Origin of the sequence: Paenibacillus sp. cl130, assembly GCF_900116035.1 — a bacterium.
Classification (GTDB): Bacteria; Bacillota; Bacilli; order Paenibacillales; family Paenibacillaceae; genus Paenibacillus; species Paenibacillus polymyxa_B.
On sequence record NZ_FOYG01000004.1, the window covers coordinates 370,527 to 394,959 of the forward strand.

Below are 24,433 nucleotides of genomic sequence, written 5' to 3' on the forward strand. Positions count from 1 at the left end.
GCTGACATCTATTGCAGGGAAGGCAGCCTTTATACATATCTGCAATGAAACCGCTTCACCTTCGTCGAACAGAGTGATAATATAAAATTTGAACGAGTTTGACCGACATTCAGCTTTAAGGGGGATATCCATGCCATTTCAGGGACAACGCATTTTACCTGCAGCTAAGCATATGAAGCAGCTGGAGGGTATTTTGGACAGCTCTTATGAGTATGCGGTTTTTCTGGATACGCATGTAGCGCAGCTGCGCAACCTGTACCAGATGGCTAGGAGTCGCAGCAAGCAAATGCTTCTGCATGCCGACCTGGTGCAAGGCTTGAAGAATGACGAGTATGCGGCTGAATATTTGTGTCAGGAAATTAAGCCGTTTGGGATTATTTCGACCCGATCCGGGGTGATTGCAACTGCTAAAAAGAAAGGGATTCTTGCTGTACAGCGGGTGTTCCTGCTCGATACGATTGCGCTGGAAAAAAGCTACGCGCTGGTGGAAAAAACACGACCTGATTATATTGAGGTGCTGCCCGGTGTTGTTCCACCTATGATTAAGGAAGTCAGCGAACGCACGGGCATTCCCATTTTGGCGGGCGGACTTATTCGCACCCCAGAGGATGTGGAAGCGGCGTTGGCTGCGGGAGCTACAGCAGTTACAACCTCCAATAAACAACTGTTCGAGCATTATAGGCAATAGATTAGATTTGATCATATGTATTTTGCATAAATTCAAAAAAACTCATTTTGTATCTTGGGTATTTCTGCAAGATGTTTGTTTAGTCCTATCACGAGGTTGATCTAAATCAGTAGAATTCTGATTTTCAAGATTTTGGTCGAGGACTTAAGCAGTCCCGTATATAAAGAAGTTATTTGGTGGGAGGCCACCTAGGAACATGATCATGCTCTGGTGACCTCGTACAGTCTTTTCATTGCTGAATGGTAATGGGTTAAAGCATGCTGACATTAAGAGTACCCTTGTTGTTGGAGGCAACTCCATGATTGAGTCTGTAGTGACTCGATGTGAAATTCATTGGAGCGTAAAGTATAGACATATTACACTTCTTGTACAATTAAATCACACCAGTGTAGAACCGCCATCCACGACAATGGTCTGTCCGGTGGAATATTTTCCACGCATTAAATAAAGATAAGCCTCAGCTGCGTCTTCGGGTTCTCCCGCTCGGCCAGCAGGGAGGTCTTTTCCGGCAGTTTCATACATCGCGTTTAGGTCTTCCTCAGGAATACTGTCCCACATCTCAGTACGTATTAGCCCTAAACTAACGGTGTTGACACGAAGAGGACTGAGTTCAACAGCCAGCGCCCTGGCTAGAGATTCAACAGCACTACATACGCTGGCTGCGACCGTCAAACCCTTCTGAGGTCGGACTCCGGCAATGCCAGAAGTTAAAATGATGGAACCGTTCTGTCTGATGTTCTCACTTCCGTATTTTGCGGCCATAAACGCTCCCCAGTACCGCAGGTTAAAGGATCGCCGTGCAGTCTCCACGTCAATTGAGCTGAGATTTTTGATTAGTAATGAATCGCCTGCCGAGAAAACCAAGTGGTCTAATTCACCAATTTGGCTGAAAAATGTTTGAACCTGCTCCTCGCTAGATAGATCAACCACATGTCCTTCCGAACCTTGGGGGAGGCGCAAGATCGCATTGTGAACCTTCTCTTTTCGACTGGATACTACGACTACGGACGCTCCTTCCCGTGCAGCGGCTTCGGCTGTCGCAAATCCAACTCCAGAAGTTCCTCCGAAGAGAATAATGCGTTGGCCTCTCAAAGTACTGCTACGATCGTTCTGTTCTGGTTTCACCCTAAATCCTCTCTTCTTCGATTATTTGTTATGGAACGGAAGTACAACCTATTCAGCCTTGACTGCCGATTCCTCCTACACTGTAGGCGACAAATCGATTATAATCAGTTTTGTAAACGCCCAAATAGGTCTGTATTTGTAGTACTGTTCTGAATGCTAATTGTACGGATACTGTTATAAATTCTATCAGGATATAGAGGTGTATCATTGTTATGAATTCTGAAAGAAGACGAAAAGAACTAGCTGATTTTCTTCGGACTCGTCGCACACGTCTATCCCCGCATGATGTGGGATTTCGGGTTGAGACCTCACGTCGTCGTACGCCTGGTCTGAGGCGAGAAGAAGTGGCAAGTCTATCAGGCATTTCCTTACCATGGTACACCGCATTGGAGCAGGGGCGGGATATTCAAGTGTCGGAACAAGTACTGGAGAGTTTGGTGCGAACACTTCGACTCAGTAATGACGAACGCAACCATCTATTCGTATTGGCTAACCATTCTGTACTTCCAAACGTAACAGAAGATGAATCCATTTCTCCAGCCCTTCAACAGGTTCTCGACAAGCTGGGAACATACCCTGCCTATGTCATCGACAGGCGATGGAACCTTTTTGCTTGGAACAAAATGACAAGTATATTGTGTGGAGACTTTAACCAAATAGCAGAAATTGAAAGAAATATTCTTTGGCGCATCTTTATGATGAAGGATAACAAAGCTCGCATAGTTAATTGGGAAGACGTCGCCACCATGCTGTTGGCCCATTTCAGAAGCCGATACGCCTTACACATGAATGATTCGTGGTATCAGGATTTAGTTAACATGTTAAGTGACAGAAGCGAGGAGTTTAGAGAGTGGTGGGGACGCCATGATGTTTCCAGAAACTCGGAAGGGGAAAAAGTGATACATCATCCTCAAGCAGGACTATTGACATTTCGTTACAATACTTTTACAGTCTCTGAAAGTGGTGAGTTCGTGATGGGGATATATACGCCAATCGAAAACACAGGAACTAATGAGCTGTTAGAAGATTTATTACAGGGATCTCTTTGAGGACGATAGAAAGTCAGGTCATTTCGCTAACGGGAAACGTTAGTTCAATACAAGCAGCGGCAGTCTAAGACTTTATTTTCTTGTCTTAGCTCGCCGCTTTTTCATTATTGGGCCAAGGATTTTTAGAATAAGTCTGGATAAGCCTAAAAAGTGGGCATCATAACATTATAAGCAAGGAGATCGGGAAGTGATGGAGCAATACATTCTTGCCTTGGATCAGGGCACAACCAGTTCGCGGGCCATCTTGTTTGATCGGCAGGGAAAAGTGGTATACAAGGCACAACGGGAGTTCCCACAGTATTTTCCCCAGCCGGGGTGGGTAGAGCAAAACGCAAATGAAATATGGAGCTCTATTTTGGCCGTCATCGCCTCCTGCCTGTCGGAATCAGGTGTGAAAGCCAGCCAAATTGCCGGGATTGGTATTACGAATCAACGGGAAACCGTAGTGGTGTGGGATAAACATACGGGTCTTCCTGTATATCATGCGCTGGTATGGCAGTCACGGCAAACAGCCGGGATCTGCGAGGAATTGAAAAGCCGTGGATTTGATCATATTTTTCATAGCAAAACGGGACTACTCATTGATCCCTACTTTTCTGGCACCAAGGTCAAATGGATACTCGACAACGTCGAAGGGGCACGAGCTCAAGCGGAGCGTGGGGATTTGCTGTTTGGTACGATTGATACCTGGCTAATCTGGAGATTGTCCGGTGGTAAAGCACATGTAACGGACTACTCCAATGCGGCCCGCACACTCATGTATAACATATATGAGCTAAAATGGGATGAGGAGCTGCTGGATATTCTCGGCGTTCCTGCGTCTATGCTACCAGAGGTGAAATCATCTTCTGAGATATATGCTCATACGGTGGATTATCACTTTTTTGGGCAGGAAATCCCTATTGCCGGAGCGGCGGGCGATCAGCAAGCAGCTCTGTTCGGTCAGGGATGCTTTGACAAGGGCATGATTAAAAATACATACGGTACGGGATGCTTTATGCTGATGAATACCGGAGATGAACCCTGTGACTCGGAACATGGACTGATTACGACCATTGCATGGGGGCTGAATGGTCAGGTAAAGTATGCGCTGGAGGGCAGCATTTTTGTAGCGGGATCTGCTATTCAGTGGTTGCGTGACGGGCTGCGCATGTTCCGCGAGGCCACAGATAGTGAAGCGTATGCGGCGCGTGTGACCTCGACGGAAGGGGTATATTTTGTCCCAGCCTTTGTGGGTTTGGGCAGCCCGTATTGGGACAGTGACGTGCGCGGAGCGACATTTGGTTTGACGCGGGGAACGACCAAGGAGCACTTTATACGAGCGGTACTGGAATCGCTGGCCTACCAGACTAAAGATGTCCTAACTGCCATGGCGAGCGATTCGGGTGTACCTGTGCGTTCATTGCGTGTAGATGGAGGCGCAGTGATGAACGAGTTCCTGATGCAGTTCCAGAGCGATATTCTCGATCTGCCTGTAGAACGACCTGCTGTGAACGAGACAACTGCACTCGGTGCGGCGTATTTAGCGGGACTGGCAGTCGGGTTTTGGAGCAGTCTGGATGAAGTCCGGGGATATGCGCAGAGTGATCATACCTTTACTCCGTCCATGAGTAGGGACATGCGGACTGAGCTTTATGGTGGCTGGAAAAAGGCAGTTCATGCCGCAATGGCGTTCAAGTAGAGACGGTTATGCGATAGAAGGGAGCCATCTGGCAACAGGCAGATTTCCCTTTTCATAGCGTACCGTGTGTGCTACGATATAGATAAGTTAATACTCGTCAGGAGACTTGGAGAGACCATGAACCGCTCGGCATCCGCCGCAGCGATGTTCGTGGTCTTTTTTTGTACCTTATGATGATTCGGTTGGCAGATTGCATCGTGAATATATACAAAGCTGGAGGGATAAATGATGGGAGAACAGGGATTTGCTGCGCAGGAGAGAACCGCTGTTTTGGAACGTATGGGACATGAGCATTTTGATATTTTAATCATTGGCGGCGGCATTACAGGGGCGGGTATTGCGCTGGATGCGGCGGATCGTGGTTTGAAGACAGCATTGGTGGAGATGCAGGATTTCGCAGCGGGTACGTCCAGTCGCTCGACCAAGCTAGTGCATGGTGGTCTTCGTTATTTGAAGCAGTTTGAAGTTAAGATGGTAGCCGAGGTCGGGAAGGAGCGGGCAATCGTATTCGAAAATGGTCCACATGTGACCATACCCGAGCGTATGCTACTTCCTTTTCACAAGGGCGGCACGTTTAACGCATTCACCACCTCTGTCGGGCTGCTGGTATATGATTTCCTTGCTGGTGTTAAGCGTAGTGAGCGCCGCCGCATGCTGGACATCCAAGCTACACTAGAGCGCGAGCCTTTGCTGAAGCGTGATGGACTGAAGGGAAGCGGCAGCTATGTAGAGTACCGCACAGATGACGCTCGCCTGACGATTGAGGTCACGAAGGAAGCTGTTACACGAGGGGCGCTGGCGGTGAACTATGCCAAGGCTGACAAGCTGCTGTATGACGAAGGACGAATAAGCGGTGCGAGCGTAACGGACTGGGTAACGGGAAAGCCATACGAAATTCGAGCTTCGCTGGTTATTAATGCAGCCGGACCATGGGTAGATACGTTGCGGGAAATGGATCGCTCCAAAGAGGGCAAGGTGCTTCGCCTGACGAAAGGTATTCACCTGGTGTTCGATGCTGAGCGCTTTCCGCTCAAACAGGCAGTGTACTTCGATACACCGGATGGACGCATGGTATTTGCCATCCCACGTGATGGAAAAACCTATGCAGGTACGACCGACACGGTGTATGAGGGGGATACGGCGCATCCCCGGATGACCGCCGAAGATCGGGCCTATGTGCTTCAAGCGATCAACGGAATGTTTCCGGATGTAAAGCTGACTGTTACGGATGTAGAATCCAGTTGGGCAGGGGTACGGCCGCTCATTTATGAAGACGGTAAAAGCCCTTCGGAAATTTCACGCAAGGACGAAATTTGGGAATCCCGTTCAGGTCTGATCACGATTGCAGGCGGCAAGCTGACGGGCTACCGGAAAATGTCCGAACTCGTCGTGGATCGTGCGGTACAGGAGCTGGGGCGCTTGCATGGGCAGAGCTTCCGGGCATGCCGCACCAGACATATCCCGATTTCGGGTGGCAGCGTAGGAGGCTCAGCGGGCTGGGACGCGTACGTAGGTAAGCAAACCGCAGCAGGTGTTGCGCTCGGCCTGTCGCCGGATATAGCTAGAGCATGGGCTACCCGCTATGGCTCCAACACAGAGCGATTGTTTGCCATAGCGGCACAGAGCATGAAGGAGGCTACCGAGAAGGAAGCGGCGCTGCCAGTGGAAGTGCGTGCCCCGCTCCTGTATGCGATGGAACAGGAAATGACAGTGACACCGTCTGATTTTTTTATACGCCGAACTGGGGCTCTGTTCTTCCAGATTGACGAGGTGAAGCGCTGGAAACAGCCCGCCATCGCATGGATGTCTGAACGTGCAGGCTGGAGCGCCGCGCAAGAACGACAATATACGGCTGAGCTGGATGCTTACCTGTATGAAGCTGTAACGCCTGTAGAGGTAGAGGTGAAACCCGGTGACGTTAAAGCTATTTGAGGCCGCGAGGGATATATATCCTTGAGCCATCCATTGCTTTGAGACATGGACTGAAAGCAAAGAAGCAGCGATTCTTCATAACAAGAGAATCGCTGCTTCTTTGTATACAGATGGCTTACAGCATCAAGTGGAACAGGAACGGGGCAGCCGCCAAGGTAAAGAGAGCGGCGAGCACCATCGAGATGCTGGATATCGTCCCCGTCAGCGAACTGAACTCGAATGCTTTGGAAGTGCCTGTACCATGAGCACCGGTACCGAGCAGCACCCCACGTGAGACTTCATTTTCGATACGGAACAGTTTTACAATCATCGGACCGATAATAAGACCGCTCAATCCGGTCAGAATAACGAATACAGCCGTGACCGTCGGATTGCCGCCAATCGTTTGCGATACATTCATCGCAATGGGCGTCGTAATGGAGCGAGGAATCAGGCTGCTCAGCAGCGAAGAATTCAGGTGCATCCACTTAGCAAGCGCCATGGAGGACAACACGGCTACAACAGACCCAGACAGCACGCTAAGCACGATTTGGGTCGCGTGTTTTTTTAACACAGGGAAATATCGGTACAAAGGGACAGCAAATGCAATCGTAGCTGGCTGTAGCAGCATGGACAGCAAGTGAGCGCCCGAATTATAAGAACGGTAGTTCACACCCGTCAGCGTCAAAATCAAAATGATAACAATAGGTGTAATGAGCAATGGAGACAAATACACCTTGGGTAGTGTGCGGTACATGCGTTTGGCCATCCAGTAAATAGCGAGTGTCAATACAATACATAGAAGACCGGTCATGATGATTTATGCTCCTTTCGTTTACCAAGCAGACTAGCGACCATACCTGTGCAGGCCATCACCAGAAAGGTGCCGAGCAACACGACCAGCATAATGCTCATACCATCGTGTTCCAGCATCGGCCAATAATTCATAACGCCGACAGCGGAGGGAATAAAGAATAATAGCAGCTCGGCCAGCAACCAGTTTGCGCCAACTTCAATCCAGCTTAGCCGGACCAAGCCGGTTTGCAGCAGAATAAAAAGGATCAGCATACCAATGATACTACCGGGTACAGGCAGGTGGAGCCAAGAGACTACCGCGTTCAGGATGAGCGAAAAGGCCATCAGGACGGCGATCTGGAGGACACCGCGTATGAAGCTTTTCATATATAATGGCTCCTATCTTTGAGATCGGTTATTTTCAAACTGTAATGAAATTTTACATCACAAGCTTTCATGAGTAAAATGCATATAAAGAATGTAATCTATTCCGTTTGTCTATGGGAGAAGGTGTAGCTTTGGATATCCGACATTTACAATACTTTTTGGAAGTCGCGCGGTTGCGTAGCTTTACAAAGGCAGCCCAGAGCATGTTTATTACCCAGCCGACGATCAGTAAGACGATTAAAAGTCTGGAAGATGAATTGGGGGTCGCTTTGTTCGACCGAATTGGCAAAAGAATCGAACTGACGGACGCGGGAAAGGTAATTGAGCTTCAAGCACAAGCGATTGTAAAGTCCTTTCAGAGCCTGTCCTCGGAGCTGAGTGATTTGATGAACCTGAAAAAGGGACATATCCGTATTGGCCTGCCCCCTATGGTCGGATCGAGCTTTTTCCCGCGTGTCATTGGAGAATTCCATAAGGCATATCCTGATGTGACTATTCAATTATTTGAGGACGGAGCGAAGAAAGTGGAACAGGACGTAGAAGCCGGGGCATTGGATATCGGGGTGATTGTGCTGCCTGCGGTTGGAGATATGTTTGAGACATTTCTGTTTGTGGAGGAAAAGCTGAATTTGCTCGTTCATCCTACGCATGCACTGGCAGAGTGCAAGGAGGTACCATTATCTGCGTTGGCGGAGGAGGCGTTTGTACTGTTCCGTGAGGATTTTACGCTGCATGACCGTATCATTGCCGAATGTGTCCGTGCTGGCTTTCAGCCGCGTGTAGTCTACGAAAGCTCACAATGGGATCTGATTAGCGAAATGGTTGCTGCAAACCTGGGAGTAGCGCTGTTGCCGGAGGCCATTTGCCGAGATCTGGATTCCGAGCGCTTGCGTGTTCTTCCATTGGTGGACCCCGTCATTCCTTGGCATTTGGGGATGATCTGGCGGAACGATCGTTATCTGTCCTTTGCCGCCAGAGAATGGATATCGTTCACACAACAATTGTTGCGGACGGAATATGGCGGAAAATAGTCAGTCAACAAGAAGGTGAGTACGATGCAGAGGTGTACCGAAGGAGGATGAATACTGCTTACATCATAAAAAAGCTGCCCTGAGGGGCAGCGATGTAGCTTGCTTCTATGAGTGTGTTTGGTTTATTGCACGCTTGGTGTGAAGGTACTTGTCCATAATACGGTCAAGTCTGGAGGATTTGTCCAATACACGTTCATCTTTTAATCCGTGTAAGTCAGCCATGCGATTCAGTTCACGGCGTTCTTTTTCCATGAGTTTTTCCAATTGTTCGAGGTTCACAAAGCCCACCCCCCATGTCGATTGTAAGGCATGTCTCCACTAGCGGCAGAAGTTTTTTTGATAACGATGTTATTTCCATTTTACCACTTTTTATTAACAATAATCCAGCTTTCCTGACATTTAGCGACTAATATTTATGGTTTTGCCAGTTTCACCTGATTGCGTCCTGAACGCTTAGCTTCATATAATGCCTCATCTGACTTTTCCAGTAAGTGCCTCGATGCAATGACAGGTGAACTGCCTGCTCCGATGGATACGGTTAGAGAGATCGAGGTTCCGTCATTCAAAAGAAAACGTTCATTTTCCACAGCTTTCCGAATCTTTTCGGCAAAGCTTGCTGCTTTCTGACTATCACAATTTCCAATCAGAATGGCAAATTCCTCTCCGCCTTTACGGGAGGGGTACGCCCTCGTTGTAGATTCCCGGATTAACAGCATTCCTAATTGGCTTAAGACGGTATCTCCGTTCAAATGACCATACGTATCATTAATATTTTTAAAGTGGTCAATATCCAGCATCACGAGTCCAAAGGGCTGTTTTGTAGTCTTGGAAGTATGAAAGACCTCTTCGAATAGCGCATCGAAAGCACGCGGACTGTAGAGTCCGGTTAAATGATCCCGATTTGCAGCTTCTTCCAGCAGATGAACAGCCCGTTCTGTTTTTTTGATATAGGACATCATAAAATAAGTGAACAGGCCGCCAAGTAACTTAACGGTTGTGATTATTATCATAGATTCATTATCAGGAGGATTAACCACATAGAAAGTAGATAACAGCGACACTATAGCAGCTCCAAGCACGGCCGACATCCACTTGCGGAGTGTTAGGCTTTTTTCTCGAATAAAGATAAGTGAAATGCCCAGTGTCATGAAGCAATTGACGGTAGCAGTCAGAGAAACATCTGTCCAACCACCTGTGATGTAAATACGGTACAGGCTTATGATCAAGGTAGTCAGCAGACCGGATATCGATCCTCCCATATAAACAGAAATGATAATCGCCAATTGGCGCAGATCGACCACAAAGTGCCCACGGATCCATAAACCGGTCATCATTAACAGAATGCCAAACAGACCCAGCATTAAACCGTTCATTACCCGATAAATGAATACATGTTTTTTTAGGTAACGCTCATATTTCCGGAAAAATAAATTTCCAAAGAATAAGAAGCTTGTTAATAACGCAAAATTGTTAATTAATTCTTTTAACATATCCCTATCCTTTATGCTGAAATGAGAGTTGTAGTATCGTGGGGAATAAAGCAAAAGGCCTCGTTTCTATATTTCGGTAAAAAGTAGGCATGAGTGAATACCAATCGACCACAAACGATTCTTATGTCCCTTACGTTTCGTTTATCTACGTGGTACAGTGAAAGGACTATGACCGGAACGGGTGATCGTATGAAGGAACCAATTCACATATCGGTGCGTCCACTTGTGGAATATGTGCATCGGAGCGGCAGCATTCATAGCGGCTTTCGCTCGAATAGCAGTATGCTCGAAGGAACTCGCGTGCATCAGGTTATCCAGAAAGGTTACAAGGAGCATGACCGCAAAGAGGTACATTTACGTACAGAAATTTCGTATAAGGACGAATTGTTTATCATTGAAGGTCGCTGTGACGGACTGATTGAGCTGGATGGCGTATGGACGGTTGATGAAATTAAATCGATCTCTTTGCCCCTCGAAGATATTCAGGGTGACGGTCAACCCGTACACTGGGCACAAGCATTTCTGTATGCCTATATGATTGCTCATGAGGAACAACAGCATTCCATGCAGGTCCAGCTTACTTATGTACAGGCACACAGTGAAGACATTCGCCGATTTAGGCGCGAGCTATCCTTTGCTGAGCTGGAAGCTTTCGCACAAGAGATGATTGCTGGTTATGCACCGTATGCATTCCTGCTGAGAGCACATGCGGAAAAGCGGGATGCCAGCATTGCTATGTTGAACTTTCCCTTTGACACGTATCGTTCGGGTCAGCGAACTCTCGCGGGTTCGGTGTACAAGACGATTGCCGAAGGGGTTAACCTGTTTGCCAAAGCACCTACAGGTATTGGTAAAACGGTATCCACCTTGTTTCCTGCGATCAAGGCTATCGGTGAGGGGCAGGTTAGGCGAGTATATTATGTGACGGCTCGTACCACGACTCGGGCAGCAGCCGAAGAAGCTTACGCCAGAATGCAGGCCCAAGGGCTGCACATGCATGTGGTGACTTTGACTGCGAAGGATAAAATTTGCTTTAAGGATGAAAATGATTGTGATGCTGGATCATGCAGCATGTGCGAGGGCTATTACGACCGGATCAACGGTGCGGTATCCGATATTTTGGCGAATGAGACGTTAATGACCCGGGCGGTGATTGAGCATTATGCGCGCAAGCATAAGGTATGTCCCTTTGAATTTTCGCTGGATGTGGCGTATGCCTCGGATGGTATAATCAGTGATTATAATTATGTTTTCGATCCACGGATTTCTTTGAAAAGATTACTGGAGGAGCACAAGCGAAAAGGTGTCGTACTGGTGGATGAGGCGCATAATCTGGTAGAACGCGGTCGGGACATGTTTTCGGCGGAAATTTTGAAATCTTCTTTTTTGGAACTGAAACGAGAATTTAAGTTGCTAAGCCCAGAGATTGCTGCGGCTGCGAGTGCAGTGAACGCACATATGATTATGCTGCGCAAGCAATATGCAGATACAGGAAAAGCAGTGGAGACAGCAGCACCGCAAGAGGTGCTGGAGCTGTTGGCGCCTTTTGTGGAAGCAGCTGAACGTGAACTGGTGACGGGGGGCAGTACAAGCCACGCAAGCGGTGAGGGTACGGCTTATGCATTGCTTCTAGATACGTATTTTACCGCTCAGAATATGCTGCGCATTGCTGCTTTATACGATGAACGATACGTTACTTATGTGGAAGCGGGGCGCAGTGAAGTGAGGGTCAAGCTGTTCTGCCTCGATCCTTCTCACTTGCTGGGACAAGCTATTAAGGGCTACCGCTCAGCCATTTATTTTTCCGCAACGTTGACACCGCTTGCTTATTACCGGGACATGCTCGGAGCAAACGAGGAAGATTATACGTTACAGGTTCCTTCCCCCTTCCATCAGGAGCAATGGGATGTACGTCTGCTGCCGCTCTCCATCCGTTATCGGGATCGTGAGCGTTCCAAAGGGGCGATTGCGGATATGCTGGCTGCATTGGTTGTAGAACGGAAAGGAAATATCCTTGTATTTTTCCCGTCCTATCCATATCTGCGTGAGGTATATGAGGAGTTCATGCTTCGGGACGTGTCCGCAAATACGTTGGTACAAAGTCCGGGGATGACCGAACCAGAGCGGGATCGATTTCTAGAGGCTTTCCAGCCTGGGCAAGAGCACACCTTGCTTGGCTTTGCCGTACTGGGTGGTGTGTTTGCTGAAGGTGTCGATTTACCTGGGGATCGCTTAAATGGGGTAGTGATTGTCGGCGTCGGCTTGCCGCAAATTGGAGCAGAGCGGGATGTGCTGCGGGATTATTTTTCCGAACAGGGACGGAATGGTTTCAACTATGCGTATGTATATCCAGGGATGAACAAGGTTCTTCAGGCAGGTGGCAGACTTATTCGCACAGAGCACGACGAAGGATTGCTGGTTCTGGTAGATGATCGTTTTGCCAAGGAACCGTATGCTTCTTTGCTGCCAGACGAATGGAAAAGCTACCGTCTGACGGAACAAGCGGGATTAAGGAAGGAATGGATAGACTATGAACTTTAATTTTCATAATGACTCCATACGCGGGGTGCTGCGTAGCTTTGGACATGAAGATGCCGAAGTGGATAATATAGAGACTTTTGTGACATTTGCGCGCTTGGCTAACGGTATTTTCAGAGAAATGGATACCGATTTTAGCAAGTTGGGGGCTTCTCAGGGCCGGATTATTGTTCTTAGCCTGTTGCATTGCCATTCGCCGCATCGCATGACACCATCAGAGTTGGCGGAAAAAGCTGATGTGACGCGTGGAACCATGACGGGGCTGATCGACGGATTAGAGCGAGATGGCATGATTGAACGTGTGGCTCATGAGAGTGACGGGCGGATGGTGACTGTCGGATTAAAGGAGGCAGGACGAGAGCTGTTAAGTAAGATAGTCCCTTATTATACGAAGTTGATTCGGTCGTGTATGTCTGAGTTTACGCCGCAGGATCATAAGATGATGAAGGGTTTACTGGGAAAAATGAAAGGCGGTTTTGAGCGGTCCTTGCCGAAATGCTGAATTCCTAATATAAGGAATAAGGAATAGGAGAGAGAACATGTTCTTTTATACAGATGAGGTCTATGAAGCCCGTGATTTTGGATCAATGGATGCCAGAGAAGGCGAGTGGAGAAATTGCGAGTTTACCCGATGTCGCTTTCGGGGTGTGGAGATGAATGAGTCCCTCGTGGAGGGCTGTACTTTTGTGGACTGTGATTTTACCGGAGCCATTCTGAATGCATCTCACTACAAGGAGTCGGCTTTTACCAATTGTTTGTTCACCAGCGCCAATCTGTTTGTAGTCCGGTTTGATAACTGCAAGCTAGTAGGTTCAGATTTTGCGGGGGCGAATATGGATGGTATCACAATTACGGGCGGAGACTGGTCTTATACGAATTTGCGTCATGCAGATTTAAGAAAACAAGATTTGCGAAAAATACGATTCAAGGAAGCTGACTTATCCGAATGCAATTTGGAAAAAGCAGATTTGCGGGAGGCGGATCTTACCCGAGTAAGACTGCACAAAGCCCATCTTCAAGGAACAGACCTGCGCGGTGCGAAAATGGATGGTGTGAATTTTAAAGATCTGGACATCACTGGAGCCAAGCTGGATATCGAGCAGGCAGTAGCGGTAGCTCGCTCCTATGGAGCCAAGGTGGAAGGCTAAAAAGCACGGGATACAGGAGCTGTCTCGATCTGCAGTACCCCGTGTGGGTGAAATGGATGGTTGACTTGAATTTGAAGGACTTAATCTTTAGTGGATGCTGGCAGTAGTGGAATTGCTGCTTCCGGGTCCCGGTTTGGCAAATGATCAACTCCCACAGGCTCTAGCGGCTGCTGTGGAACCGTCCAGTTGCGCGCGATATCTGCCGCAGTTCGCTGCTCCAGCAAGCGCTTGGCCACTTCATAACATTGATCGACATGCCGATTACCAATGGTTCGCATAGCAGTAAAGCCAATTGCCGCGGCTAGCCCTTGCCCCAGAAGGGGGACAAACTTGCTAACCTGCTTGGTAGCGATACGAATGCCCATTTTTTTCAAAATCTGCACGATGACTTCACGGGTAATGAGTCGCCCGATCAGCTTGCTGCCAATTGAGGTGATAAAACCATACACCATGGATTTTGTTTCTGCGTCCAGACCTTCCAGCTGCTTCTCAGATAATCCGAATTTTCCATTAATAGCTGGCAGTAGCTGCATCAAAATGCCAACATCAGCAAGAACGTCAGCCCCTGGAACTGGAACTAATACCGCCCCACCTGAAGCCGCAGCCCTTTTCGTCACCATGGATTTACATTCTTTACGGATCTGCTCCAACTCTTCTATTGTTCGGGCTGTCATATGCATCTCTCCTTCATACGCTTCCGATTAGGACCCATGATTCTACCCTGTTATTACACACATTTCTACCTTTCTTAAGCATGGAGTAAGCAAAAAATCCCTGATTCACGCACTATCCCACATTTACTCCTGTGAAGCGATCAGGCATAATGAAGGATGGTTGCCGATAAGAACAAGCCTGTTTTACGGGGATAAAGGAAGGAAGAGACAGATGAGTCAGACAAACGTTTATTTTAATCATGATGGTGGAGTGGATGATCTAGTATCCCTTTTTATGCTGCTTCAGATGGAGCAGGTTCATTTGACCGGAGTATCGGTGATTCCAGCAGATGGTTACCTGGAGCCTGCGACGGATGCCAGTCGTAAAATTATTGATCGTTTTGGACAAAATAAAAGGCCTGTGGAAGTCGCAAAGTCTAATTCACGCGGTAAAAATCCGTTTCCTGCCGCTTGGCGTTTACATTCCTTCTATGTGGATGCATTACCCGTACTGAATGAATCGGGGCGTATGGAAGCACCGCTTTCATCCCTGCCAGCTCATCAGCATCTGATCGAAAAGGTACGCGGAGCTGAAGGTAAGACGCTGTTACTATTCACTGGACCGCTAACCGATCTGGCGCGAGCGCTGGATGAAGCACCGGATATTGAAGCAAAGATTGAAAAGCTGGTATGGATGGGTGGCACCTTTGAAAAAGGGAATGTAGAAGAGCCGGAGCATGACGGCACAGCAGAGTGGAATGTGTTCTGGGACCCAGAAGCGGCATATCGGGTGTGGCAAAGCGGCATTACGATTGATCTGGTAGCGCTGGAAAGCACAAGCAAAGTGCCATTAACTCCAGCTGTACGCAATCGTTGGGCTGCGGAGCGCCGATATGAAGGCGTGGATTTCTTGGGCAATTGCTATGCAGGATGTCCTCCGCTTGTTTATAGCGAAACGAACTCAACCTATTACTTGTGGGATGTACTGACCACTGCATCCGTAGGACGCCCGGACATTGTCAAGAAAAAGACGGTGCATTGCAGCGTTATCGCAGAAGGACCAAGTCAGGGCAGAACGGTGGAACAGGCAGATGGACGTCCTGTGAACCTGGTATATGATACAGATCCAGAGGCCTTTTTTACGTATATGGCGGATTTGGCTAAGCTGGCTGCTCCCAAACGTTACTAAGTCTGGCTATGCACAAACGTGCGGCATAGGGTGATAATACTGCCTAGTGACACGTACCCATAACATAAAGCCCGTGACGTTATGCGTCACGGGCTTCTATTATAGGATATGCCATATCATCACAAGCTAATCTCTGTTTTAGGCAGACTCCTGGTATATTTTCAGGGTGAACTGGAGCGTTATCTCCGTCCCGCTACCAGGTTCACTGCTCCCTGTCATCTTACCGTTCATTCGTTTTAATAGATGTTTGGTAATCTGCCAACCCAAGCCTGGATTTCCATATGAGAGAGAGTACCCACGGTCATGTTCAAGCAACAAATTCAATTTATTCGGAGATATACCGATTCCGGTATCCTTCACCTTTAATTCCAGTTCAATCTCAGGTGCATCGGTCACGGATTGGGTGGTTGCAGATAAAGTGACAGCTCCTGTGCTTGTAAACTTCACTGCATTATCTACCAAATTAATCAGCATACGGCGAATTTTAGCTTCATCCCCGATAAAAATAGGCGAGCTGGTGAGATTCCAGTCGAGCTTCAACTCGAGATTCCGCTGCGCGGCTACCTCTGTATACAGGCTCAATACATTTTCCATCATCGTTCTCAGATCAAACGGATCTTCAATATCATCAATCTGCCTGGATTCCATAGTGCTGTAATCCAAAATATTACTCAATAACGTCATGAGCGAGCGACTGCTCGACTCCATGATGCTCATATATTGCTGTTGTTCCTCTGTTAACTCCGTCGTCAGCATGAGATCGGTGGCTCCCCATATTTCGGTTAGCGAAAACCGAATTTTATTACTCAGGGAAGATATCAAATCCAGCTTGCTCATAGAAGAGATTTCAGCATCTATCTTGTCTTTCTCCAGTTCTACCACATAACCCAGAAACACAGCCATAGCCTGAAGGGCCTTCAGTTCGGATTCTGTCAAATGTACAGATGGCGCGTCCAAGATACAAATGGTTCCGTAAGCCTGACCATTTTTCATGCGAATAGGGATTCCTGTAAATGAGTGGTTTCCAATGGTTTTAGTCACATCTAAATCACATGTGTGCGGGTGAATAGTTGTTTCTGAAATCGTGAGGTGATCGGCAGGATGGTCCAACACCAGACTACAATAGCTAAGCTCAAAAGGGAGCACATCCCCTTCCTTAACGAGCACCTCTTCCCGGTTAAATGAATCTACAATCACATTCGTAATGCCGTCATTAGCGGCAATAAAAATGGTGTTTACATGTAAAATACCACTTAGCACATCAATGACATGCGCGGTAGCCTCTTGAATACTATTATAAAAACCTGTAGGTGAAGTAATCATGTATCTCCAATCCTGATGCAAAGTGGTGGTTATCCAAAACTCTAGCAGTTTGTGTATCCCATTCCCGATCCTCTGAATGTGTTTTTGGAGCGTATCATTAATTATACATGATTATTTCATTATAAACCGATCTTTCTACTTCCATTTACCTATTCACTTGCGCAAACCTTCATTTCTTAGGTCTAATGCTAGCCTTTCTTGGAGAGTTTTTGTTTATATTATTACATATTCACGAAAAAATGTGATTATTTTCATTCTATTTTCATAAATTCATATGTAATCTCATGATATGAAAATTGTGTAATAAAATAGGAGGATAGGACCAGTAATATCATGTAAATATTCTATATAATAGGTTCAGAGGTGGAATTATGAATAGACTGGAAGCCCTAGAACACTTCCATAAGACCTATGCGGAAGATGTATTGAACCAGAAATTACATCAAGCAGCGTATTTGTATGAACAAAGAAAAGATGAGCTCATTTTTTCTTTTATTCAATCCTTTCAATCGATCTGTCTGCAAGCCCATTCCGGAGAAGTGGCCAAGACAAGGATCGGATACATTACTTATTCTATGAGGCGCACGTATCTGATGGATCGCAACTATAACTATGTCGTCGAAGCCTATGATAAAAATTGGTTCTTTGATCCTCAACCTTGTTATGGAATCTATGATGCAGGCTGGGTATTCCGCTTTTTAGCAGAGATTTTTCAGCCTGATGTCGAGCGATTTGTACTCCAGGCTACAGGGGAATTTCATCAATATATTCTGAAATTAGCGAAAGATGCTATTCAGCAAGCTGTACATTTACCTGAATTCAAGGCGTTGAAATGCGAGGACGATTTGGAAGTAAGAATAGGGGAGTATAAAGGAATCAGTGAGGTGGTGTATTCAACAGCTTATGGAGTACTACATGATTCAACAGGATAATCGTATTACGGAGTATATGTATCCAGTAGAGACGAATCGCAGGCAGTTATTGGAATGGGCAGAAAGCTCATTATGTGCTGATGAAGAATCCATTTTACAATTTTATGTATCAGGTGATTCGGACTATATTGATTTTATAGAGCATCCGGTATCCATCGTTTCTGAACAACTAAAGGAAATATTTGATATATATCAGGCCGGATTAAGCTGGAAGTTGGTTGTTTTTGCCGATATGCAGCGAATGCAGCAAACAAGGTATTGGCTGGTAAATCCGCCTAGCCTGATGTGTTTATCACCATGTAGTGAATATCATAGGGACGGTACACTGAAGAAAATCATTCTAGATGAATATGCAGTGGAGAATCATAAAATATTCACGGTTCAGGATGTCAATCATCATATCATTGTAGACCTCGATGTGGCTGAATGTATTTTGAAGTTCAATCTGGCAGGCTTGAAATTACAAAAGGTCGATACAGAGGGGCCATCTATACAAAGGAGAGTCTAAGAATGAGTGAGAGCTATGTAGTGGATGGGGCACAGATACATTGCAGCTATGGAAGTCATACGGGAAGATTTAGTGTTTCAGCTAACAGGGGGATTAGTATTGGCGACAAACTGCAAGGGAATATTCAGGATTTTCACCCGCAGACGCATATCCCTTCTTTCGGAATGTGCCGTAGTATGCATAATCCTACAGTCTCTTCTGCTAACAAAGGAAATTCCGGAAAAATCATTCCGCTGCCCTGCAAACCGAGCGTTTCTATGCCTTGGTTGAATGGGAAAAAGGATGTATACGTAGATCAATCTCCGGCTCTTATGAGCTGCTCCACGAACTTATGCATGTGGTGTGGAAAAATCTCGTTCACCACAGACGGGCAGGAATAGTTAACAGATTGTAGGATTTGCATCATATGAAAAGCAAACGGGGGGAGTAAGATGGGACTGGCAGGAACTATGCTGACTTATGGAAATATTAGAGTGAATGCACCGTATGAAATTATCAGGCTGCTTGATTTTGAATTGACACAGAAGATAAATGAGCACGGCAAGGTGTACATCACTGCTCTCATACCGGATGAGGATCATGCAAAGTATGATGGATTAGCTTACGATGAAGATGTGCTAGAGGTATATGAGACGGATAAAGAGCGAGGGACAGTTAGCATCTTTAAAGGAATTGTCACCAATATTAGAATTGCATTCAAAAATGGCGTATATCACATGTACATAGAGGCTGCCTCTTTTACATATCTGATGGATCAACAACGGAAAAATCGTTCGTTTCAAAATAGCAACTTGACGTATTATCAACTGTTCCGCAAACTCATGGATACCTATCCACACGGGGATTTTATTGACCTGACGGACAGCGATCAAAAGCTGGGCGGCTTTACTATCCAGTATGGGGAGAGTGATTGGGAGTTTCTAAAAAGAATGGCCTCTCGTCTGCAAGCTGGACTCATTGCCGAGATCACATCCGTGTTCCCGAGACTATGGTTAGGTACCTCGAAAGAACAGGTGAAAGGTGAACTGCGCAGCATTAACTTTTCCCTCCAAAAAACAAAGTCAGGTCCAGAATATACATATGCTGAAGTGGAGGATACGAAGCGTTTTGAACTTGGGGATGTCGCCGTGTTTCAACGAAAGCATTGGGTTATTGATCAGATTCATGCAGAGATGAAGCAAGGCATCATGACATATGGCTACGTTCTCGTTCCGGAAGCAGGTATTCCGAGGGAGGCTATACATAACCCGTTAATCAAAGGTACCTCTATTGAAGGGAAAGTCATTGAGTTAGATGGTGAAAACGAATCCGTTAAACTTCACTTGTCCGTGGATTCTATGCAGTCCAAAGTTGAGGGGTGCTGGTTTTCTTACCCCACCATGTATACCAGTGATGGAATCGGTTGGCATTGCATGCCCGAGCTAGGGGATCATGTTCATTTGTATTTTCCATCCAACAAAGAAAAGGAAGCTCGTGTGGTTCAATCCCTGCGTAAGAGAGACTTCAAAGGAGATGAAATCAGCAAGCCGTCAAGAAAGCTATTTCATACCAAAACTCAAAAAGTGGCGAGATTCGACGACAAAGAAGTGGCACTTTCCACCCAAAAAGAAAAGATACTTGTGCGCTTAAATCCAGCTTCCGGTATTCACGTGTATAGTCATCACGATCTTACCTTTCACGCTGATACAGACTTGGTGCTGCATGGCAAAAAGGTACAGATGACCGCTACTCGCGAAATATCTCTGACGTGCAAAAGCAGTTATATCCGAACTGATGGAACGCTTCATATCAAGGCTAGTAAGCTCATAAAAAATCAGGTGCCTGATGCAGAGCTGAAAGCCTATAAATCCCTAGTTCAAGAATTGAAAGGGAAGGGATATCCGCAATGGGTACAGGACTTGCTGCTTCAATATAAAACGGACTACTACAAGGCCGTGGCAGCCGGGGACAAAAAGGGGGCCAAGGAAGCAGCGGCCAAGGCCAAGCAATTGCGTCAGCAGGTGGCAGAAATAGATCGTATGCCTGCCTGGGCCAGAGCGCAAATGCATGAATACACGTCCCAGTGGTGGGAAGCGTACGGTGCAAATGACAAGGCCAAGCAAAAGCAGATGCATCTTCTCGCGAACCAGTTGCGTGACAATGTGCTAATCAACGAGCTGATTCGTGGTCATTCAGCCAAATCCTATCTAGATGCGAATCGGCTGGAGGAGCTGTCCGGACAATACGCAGATGCGGCCCATAAGCTGACCATCGCCGATCAAAAGGCTATTGCTAAGGAAGCTGCCGCCTTGCGGAGTAAGTATGGCGTGAACAGCCTGCTTGCCAGAGATAATTTGAACAAGCTTGCCAAGAAGTATCCAGACAGCTTCTCGTACAAGCTTCCAGCTACAGGCGATTGGGATAAGGAGCTTAACGCCGCTTTGCATGATTTTGCGAAAAAATACGGCCTGGAGAATAAGGGCTATGGTCGTGATGTGCTCGCAGTGTACCTGCATCAAGTAGCCAATGGTATCCTTCCATGGCCTAAGGTTAGCAAGGCTGCAACGCCAACAATTCCAGCAACGACAACAACGAAAACGGAACCGGGCAAGAAGCCGCCGACTACTCCTGAAAAGCAGCCGAAGGAGGAACCAAAGCCATTAGATCCTGAGGATTATAAAGATGGATTGGTAGCGGTGAAAAAGATTGAGAAGTATTTAAGCAGTAAGGGCATAAAAGGTAATCAGGCTCGAGCTCTGTACAGAATAAACGATTACACGAATAACAGCATTGTTCAAAAGAAACTGTCATCGAACCGTAAGGCACCCCTTGTGTTTTTCTTTGAAGGAGACGGTTCGTATAGTCATAAACAAGAAGATCACCCGGAAGGTCGATATGGAGCTATGGCAATTGTGGTGATAGATGGCGAAATTAAGTATACAAGCAAAAATGCCAGCACACTTCCTGATTATGAGAAGCATAATGTAGCCACTATAAAGGAAGGAGTATATGATTTTATCGGGGGACGTCATAAAGGAATATACCCAGCTTTGCGAGTTAGAGCCGGTGGTGAGATACCAGCTACGTATAAAGGTGGGAAGTTAGATCATCCTGCAACAGGGATTAATGTTCATATGGGCTATAATAACGATACTGCAGGTCGAGATACATCTATAGGATGTATTACTGTCTTTAAGGAAGAGTATGTGAATTTCTTATTAGCAGTGGGGGTTATTAACGAAAAAGTTAGTATAGGTGATATAAATTCTGCCGATGACATTAAAATAAAAGGACTAGTTATTATTGATCGGAAGGATAGAACAAAGTGAAGATGATCAGAAACATATTAATCATTCTTTTTTTAATCATGTTGTCAGCATGTAATGCTTCTCAAAAAGCCCCTACTTCCTTTTCTTCAAAAACGGTAGATATGACTTCAGAAGTGGTGGAATCAGCTACTAAAAATGATAAAACGGAGCTTGTTAAAGGGAATAGCAAGAAAGAATGGGCTTTAACCGTAGAAGAAGGCAAAGAAGATCCAGCAGAATTTTTAGTTCAGCTGGAAGGCTCAAAAGTTGAACGGTTCTTAAGTGCCGAGAAACTGATTAGTCTCCTACAGTCGAAGGAGGATAAAGAGAGATATCGAGATTCTTATGTAAATGTAGGGAGAATCCAAGAAGATGGGAGTCAAATCGTATTTGTATTAGATTTATTTGAAGAAGCGAGATTAGTAATACAGATTTATGATTTGGATTCGGGTAACAAAGTAAATGAATTTAAGCTGCCTTATAACCATCCGGTAATCTCGTCTGATTTAACCAAGTATTTATATGAGGATAAAGACAAAGCGTATATATATGACACGTTAACTAATCAATCAACAGCTATTCAATTAGATGGAAGTTCTATAGATATAGATGACATTCATCAAGGACAATTTTCTCCAGACAGTACCCAGTTTTGTTTTACCGACAGCCAGCAGAATATTGTCGTATTTGATGTATCAAATTATAGAATCATTAAGCAAATCCATATAGATTCTGGTATGGCGATAGTTAATCAATGGGCTCAGAAGAATCAACTAATCTATTCTATTGACTCCATGTCTGTAAATAAAACGTACTTGTTAAATTTAAATAATGGAGAGGAGCACCTTTTAGGCAAAGGGATGGAACGACCTTTAATGTCTCGTGATGGGTCGGAGCTATGGTTTGAAAAGTCAGACTCACCGTCTAATTATAAACTGAATATAAATACAGGTTTAGAAAGTAAAGCCGCATCTATCACTACAATTAGTGGGAATACGGCAACACCTGTGCAGTGGCTCTATACTGCTAATGATTTTTCTAAATATGATAGTGAAATAAAAGTGCATCAAATTAAAGCTTCATCCACTCTGCCAAGTAAAGGCACACAGACTTATGATGCCAAAAATCTGTTGGATGGAGATACATCTACTGCATGGTGTGAAGGTGTGAAAGGCAACGGGGAAGGGGAAACTATACGGTTAGATTTGGGGTCATTACAGAAGGTAAAGGGGATCGAGTTGATTAACGGATATGCTAAATCTAAGAAAAGTTATCTGGAGAATAACAGAGTTCAACAACTAAAACTGGAATTCTCAGATGGTTCCTCTCTAGTAATGAATGATTTTAACACACGAAAGAAATTTAAAGAGCCTATTCATACCTCATTTATTAAATTTACTATTTTATCAGTTGAACGTGGAACGAAATATCAGGATACATGTATATCCGATGTACGGCTTTTCTAGCATTCTTACAAAAGGGAGATAGCCTATGAAGTGGAAAGAGCCAACGTTTGATGCAACACCTATGTTGAAAGCTTTAGCAACCGCTAATGCGCACAGGAAAGCTAAGACTTTTGACCTTGCAGCAGAACAGAAGAAGCAAAAACTGAATTATCCCGACTGGGCTCAATCTTGGCTGCGTAAATATAAAGAAGATTGGTATATTGCTCAAGCCAATGGTGACGAGGTTGGTATGCGTAAAGCGCAAAAGCTGGCAGAGGGGTTGCGAAGCAAATTACGCGAAATGACCACGTTCCCCAAGTGGGCTCAAGAGCAAATGCAAAAAGAAACCGTTCGTTGGATGACTGCGGAGGCAAGCGGAGATATCAGGGAAAAGCTGGCTGCCGAGAAGGCAGGACGAGCTATACGAGAGAAACTTGGTTTGATCGATACGAGTACTAAAGCACCACCAGAAGAACCAGCTATCAACGAATCGAAAGATGAACCTACAAAAACGAACGTAAAGACTCCAGCTGGAAAATGGATACCTGCTGAGTTCCAGTACAACGGTAGTTCTAAAGCTGAGAAAACATTTAAAAGGCGCTCATTAAAATTCACTAAAATGCAATGGAATCAGGAAAAGATACACGGTTTATGGGAAGCTACAAAAAAGATACAAGAAACGTATCATATCCAGATTGATCCCCGTCTTTTGTTAGCAATTATTATTCAAGAAGGAACTGGAAGTTTTAACACTAGTAGTACAAATAGAGCGGCCGATGGTGAGCATGGTGCTGAAACTAATTATGCCAAAGATTTAATGAAAGCCAATAGTTTAGTATTTGGAAAGATATTGGGATATATATACTATGGTCAGGAATTTAGACAAGCCGTAGTGAAAAACAATAAATTAAGTGGTATTACAGGCAAAGGGGACGTTTTTCAATACTGCAATTGGTTCACGCCGATCATTAGAATGAAATCCAAGCGAGTTGAATGTGGAATATACGCTAGCGATAACCTTTGGGGTGAAAATGTGCGGGAAATATACAATATATTTAGTGGAAATGAAGCTTCTAACTATGAACAATATCTGTTGAGTCTCGATAAAAGTGTAACTCAGGAAATTGCTGCGTCGGAAGGTATTAAGCTTCCTAAATTTATATTCAGACCTGAACAAAATGGTAATAATAGCAGGAAAAAAGTTACAGGCGAGTGGACTATCGTTGGCAAACGATGACTACAAGTTAGAAATG

At 45.6% G+C, this 24,433-nt stretch carries 22 protein-coding genes; 15 read left to right on the forward strand and 7 right to left on the reverse strand.

Features of this window, described 5'->3' with window-relative positions:
- The first annotated feature begins 130 nt into the window (after positions 1-130).
- On the forward strand, positions 131-688 hold the full coding sequence (locus tag BM358_RS14020) for a glycerol-3-phosphate responsive antiterminator (RefSeq protein ID WP_028540792.1): 558 nt from the start codon (positions 131-133) through the stop codon (positions 686-688).
- Between the two features lie 378 nt (positions 689-1,066).
- Here BM358_RS14020 and BM358_RS14025 read toward each other — a convergent pair whose 3' ends face one another.
- Positions 1,067-1,813: an SDR family oxidoreductase gene (locus tag BM358_RS14025; RefSeq protein ID WP_028540791.1), complete on the reverse strand. Its 747-nt coding sequence runs from the start codon at positions 1,811-1,813 to the stop codon at positions 1,067-1,069.
- Positions 1,814-2,025: 212 nt separating this feature from the next.
- Here BM358_RS14025 and BM358_RS14030 point away from each other — a divergent pair, with 212 nt between their 5' ends.
- The 3 genes from BM358_RS14030 to BM358_RS14040 all read left to right on the forward strand — a co-directional run bounded on the left by BM358_RS14030 (position 2,026) and on the right by BM358_RS14040 (position 6,475).
- Positions 2,026-2,862: a helix-turn-helix transcriptional regulator gene (locus BM358_RS14030; protein WP_028540790.1), complete on the forward strand. Its 837-nt coding sequence runs from the start codon at positions 2,026-2,028 to the stop codon at positions 2,860-2,862.
- 190 nt (positions 2,863-3,052) lie between these two features.
- On the forward strand, positions 3,053-4,543 hold the full coding sequence (glpK, locus tag BM358_RS14035; protein ID WP_028540789.1) for a glycerol kinase GlpK: 1,491 nt from the start codon (positions 3,053-3,055) through the stop codon (positions 4,541-4,543).
- Positions 4,544-4,771: 228 nt separating this feature from the next.
- Positions 4,772-6,475, forward strand: a complete 1,704-nt coding sequence (locus BM358_RS14040; RefSeq protein WP_028540788.1) for a glycerol-3-phosphate dehydrogenase/oxidase — start codon at positions 4,772-4,774, stop codon at positions 6,473-6,475.
- Between the two features lie 115 nt (positions 6,476-6,590).
- Here BM358_RS14040 and BM358_RS14045 read toward each other — a convergent pair whose 3' ends face one another.
- Positions 6,591-7,268, reverse strand: coding sequence for a CidB/LrgB family autolysis modulator (locus BM358_RS14045; RefSeq protein ID WP_013312486.1), 678 nt, complete (start codon positions 7,266-7,268; stop codon positions 6,591-6,593).
- The gene (locus BM358_RS14050) at positions 7,265-7,636 is read right to left on the reverse strand and encodes a CidA/LrgA family protein (RefSeq protein WP_013312485.1); all 372 of its coding nucleotides are present in this window, start codon (positions 7,634-7,636) and stop codon (positions 7,265-7,267) included. The genes BM358_RS14045 and BM358_RS14050 overlap by 4 nt, the downstream gene beginning before the upstream one ends.
- Positions 7,637-7,767: 131 nt before the next feature.
- Between BM358_RS14050 and BM358_RS14055 the strand changes: the two genes are divergently transcribed.
- Positions 7,768-8,667 (forward strand): cidABC operon transcriptional activator CidR, encoded by a 900-nt coding sequence (locus BM358_RS14055; RefSeq protein ID WP_023990853.1) that lies wholly within the window; start codon positions 7,768-7,770, stop codon positions 8,665-8,667.
- Between the two features lie 105 nt (positions 8,668-8,772).
- Here BM358_RS14055 and BM358_RS14060 read toward each other — a convergent pair whose 3' ends face one another.
- Both BM358_RS14060 and BM358_RS14065 read right to left on the reverse strand, forming a co-directional pair.
- Positions 8,773-8,946, reverse strand: coding sequence for an aspartyl-phosphate phosphatase Spo0E family protein (locus tag BM358_RS14060; RefSeq protein WP_013312483.1), 174 nt, complete (start codon positions 8,944-8,946; stop codon positions 8,773-8,775).
- 134 nt (positions 8,947-9,080) lie between these two features.
- On the reverse strand, positions 9,081-10,157 hold the full coding sequence (locus BM358_RS14065) for a diguanylate cyclase (protein WP_028540787.1): 1,077 nt from the start codon (positions 10,155-10,157) through the stop codon (positions 9,081-9,083).
- Between the two features lie 168 nt (positions 10,158-10,325).
- Between BM358_RS14065 and BM358_RS14070 the strand changes: the two genes are divergently transcribed.
- From BM358_RS14070 to BM358_RS14080, 3 genes are read left to right on the forward strand one after another with little or no spacing between them, the layout of a single operon-like run.
- Positions 10,326-12,698, forward strand: a complete 2,373-nt coding sequence (locus BM358_RS14070) for an ATP-dependent DNA helicase (RefSeq protein WP_028540786.1) — start codon at positions 10,326-10,328, stop codon at positions 12,696-12,698.
- Positions 12,688-13,197, forward strand: a complete 510-nt coding sequence (locus BM358_RS14075; protein ID WP_013312480.1) for a MarR family winged helix-turn-helix transcriptional regulator — start codon at positions 12,688-12,690, stop codon at positions 13,195-13,197. The genes BM358_RS14070 and BM358_RS14075 overlap by 11 nt, the downstream gene beginning before the upstream one ends.
- A gap of 37 nt (positions 13,198-13,234) precedes the next feature.
- Complete coding sequence (locus tag BM358_RS14080) at positions 13,235-13,843, forward strand: pentapeptide repeat-containing protein (RefSeq protein WP_028540785.1); 609 nt, start codon at positions 13,235-13,237, stop codon at positions 13,841-13,843.
- 80 nt (positions 13,844-13,923) lie between these two features.
- On the opposite strand, the gene BM358_RS14085 is transcribed toward BM358_RS14080, so the two are convergent.
- A complete protein-coding gene (locus BM358_RS14085; protein ID WP_028540784.1) occupies positions 13,924-14,517 on the reverse strand; it encodes a hypothetical protein in 594 nt (197 codons plus the stop codon).
- A 211-nt stretch (positions 14,518-14,728) separates the two neighbouring features.
- On the opposite strand from BM358_RS14085, the gene BM358_RS14090 reads away from it, so the two are divergent.
- On the forward strand, positions 14,729-15,685 hold the full coding sequence (locus BM358_RS14090) for a nucleoside hydrolase (protein ID WP_028540783.1): 957 nt from the start codon (positions 14,729-14,731) through the stop codon (positions 15,683-15,685).
- 138 nt (positions 15,686-15,823) lie between these two features.
- Here BM358_RS14090 and BM358_RS14095 read toward each other — a convergent pair whose 3' ends face one another.
- Positions 15,824-17,008, reverse strand: coding sequence for a sensor histidine kinase (locus BM358_RS14095; RefSeq protein ID WP_028540782.1), 1,185 nt, complete (start codon positions 17,006-17,008; stop codon positions 15,824-15,826).
- Between the two features lie 371 nt (positions 17,009-17,379).
- Between BM358_RS14095 and BM358_RS14100 the strand changes: the two genes are divergently transcribed.
- Genes BM358_RS14100 through BM358_RS14125 form a run of 6 tightly spaced genes read left to right on the forward strand, consistent with a single transcriptional unit; the run spans position 17,380 to position 24,417 of the window.
- Positions 17,380-17,940: a hypothetical protein gene (locus tag BM358_RS14100; RefSeq protein ID WP_028540781.1), complete on the forward strand. Its 561-nt coding sequence runs from the start codon at positions 17,380-17,382 to the stop codon at positions 17,938-17,940.
- Entirely contained in the window at positions 17,924-18,448 is a 525-nt protein-coding gene (locus BM358_RS14105) for a hypothetical protein (protein ID WP_028540780.1), read from the forward strand. The genes BM358_RS14100 and BM358_RS14105 overlap by 17 nt, the downstream gene beginning before the upstream one ends.
- Positions 18,449-18,450: 2 nt before the next feature.
- A complete protein-coding gene (locus BM358_RS14110) occupies positions 18,451-18,828 on the forward strand; it encodes a DUF4280 domain-containing protein (protein ID WP_028540779.1) in 378 nt (125 codons plus the stop codon).
- A 51-nt stretch (positions 18,829-18,879) separates the two neighbouring features.
- Positions 18,880-21,756, forward strand: coding sequence for a contractile injection system protein, VgrG/Pvc8 family (locus BM358_RS14115; RefSeq protein ID WP_028540778.1), 2,877 nt, complete (start codon positions 18,880-18,882; stop codon positions 21,754-21,756).
- Between the two features lie 2 nt (positions 21,757-21,758).
- Complete coding sequence (locus BM358_RS14120; RefSeq protein WP_231517136.1) at positions 21,759-23,201, forward strand: discoidin domain-containing protein; 1,443 nt, start codon at positions 21,759-21,761, stop codon at positions 23,199-23,201.
- A gap of 25 nt (positions 23,202-23,226) precedes the next feature.
- Positions 23,227-24,417, forward strand: a complete 1,191-nt coding sequence (locus tag BM358_RS14125; protein ID WP_028540776.1) for a hypothetical protein — start codon at positions 23,227-23,229, stop codon at positions 24,415-24,417.
- The last annotated feature ends 16 nt before the right edge of the window (positions 24,418-24,433 follow it).

Bases quoted from the DNA above. Each gene is read 5' to 3' on its own strand.
- BM358_RS14020 (WP_028540792.1), top strand. From the start codon at position 131: ATGCCATTTCAGGGACAACGCATTTTACCTGCAGCTAAGCATATGAAG.
- BM358_RS14030 (WP_028540790.1), top strand. From the start codon at position 2,026: ATGAATTCTGAAAGAAGACGAAAAGAACTAGCTGATTTTCTTCGGACT.
- glpK (WP_028540789.1), top strand. From the start codon at position 3,053: ATGGAGCAATACATTCTTGCCTTGGATCAGGGCACAACCAGTTCGCGG.
- BM358_RS14040 (WP_028540788.1), top strand. From the start codon at position 4,772: ATGGGAGAACAGGGATTTGCTGCGCAGGAGAGAACCGCTGTTTTGGAA.
- BM358_RS14045 (WP_013312486.1), bottom strand. From the start codon at position 7,268: ATGACCGGTCTTCTATGTATTGTATTGACACTCGCTATTTACTGGATG.
- BM358_RS14050 (WP_013312485.1), bottom strand. From the start codon at position 7,636: ATGAAAAGCTTCATACGCGGTGTCCTCCAGATCGCCGTCCTGATGGCC.
- BM358_RS14065 (WP_028540787.1), bottom strand. From the start codon at position 10,157: ATGTTAAAAGAATTAATTAACAATTTTGCGTTATTAACAAGCTTCTTA.
- BM358_RS14070 (WP_028540786.1), top strand. From the start codon at position 10,326: ATGACCGGAACGGGTGATCGTATGAAGGAACCAATTCACATATCGGTG.
- BM358_RS14075 (WP_013312480.1), top strand. From the start codon at position 12,688: ATGAACTTTAATTTTCATAATGACTCCATACGCGGGGTGCTGCGTAGC.
- BM358_RS14080 (WP_028540785.1), top strand. From the start codon at position 13,235: ATGTTCTTTTATACAGATGAGGTCTATGAAGCCCGTGATTTTGGATCA.
- BM358_RS14085 (WP_028540784.1), bottom strand. From the start codon at position 14,517: ATGACAGCCCGAACAATAGAAGAGTTGGAGCAGATCCGTAAAGAATGT.
- BM358_RS14090 (WP_028540783.1), top strand. From the start codon at position 14,729: ATGAGTCAGACAAACGTTTATTTTAATCATGATGGTGGAGTGGATGAT.
- BM358_RS14095 (WP_028540782.1), bottom strand. From the start codon at position 17,008: ATGATTACTTCACCTACAGGTTTTTATAATAGTATTCAAGAGGCTACC.
- BM358_RS14100 (WP_028540781.1), top strand. From the start codon at position 17,380: ATGAATAGACTGGAAGCCCTAGAACACTTCCATAAGACCTATGCGGAA.
- BM358_RS14105 (WP_028540780.1), top strand. From the start codon at position 17,924: ATGATTCAACAGGATAATCGTATTACGGAGTATATGTATCCAGTAGAG.
- BM358_RS14110 (WP_028540779.1), top strand. From the start codon at position 18,451: ATGAGTGAGAGCTATGTAGTGGATGGGGCACAGATACATTGCAGCTAT.
- BM358_RS14115 (WP_028540778.1), top strand. From the start codon at position 18,880: ATGGGACTGGCAGGAACTATGCTGACTTATGGAAATATTAGAGTGAAT.
- BM358_RS14120 (WP_231517136.1), top strand. From the start codon at position 21,759: ATGATCAGAAACATATTAATCATTCTTTTTTTAATCATGTTGTCAGCA.
- BM358_RS14125 (WP_028540776.1), top strand. From the start codon at position 23,227: ATGAAGTGGAAAGAGCCAACGTTTGATGCAACACCTATGTTGAAAGCT.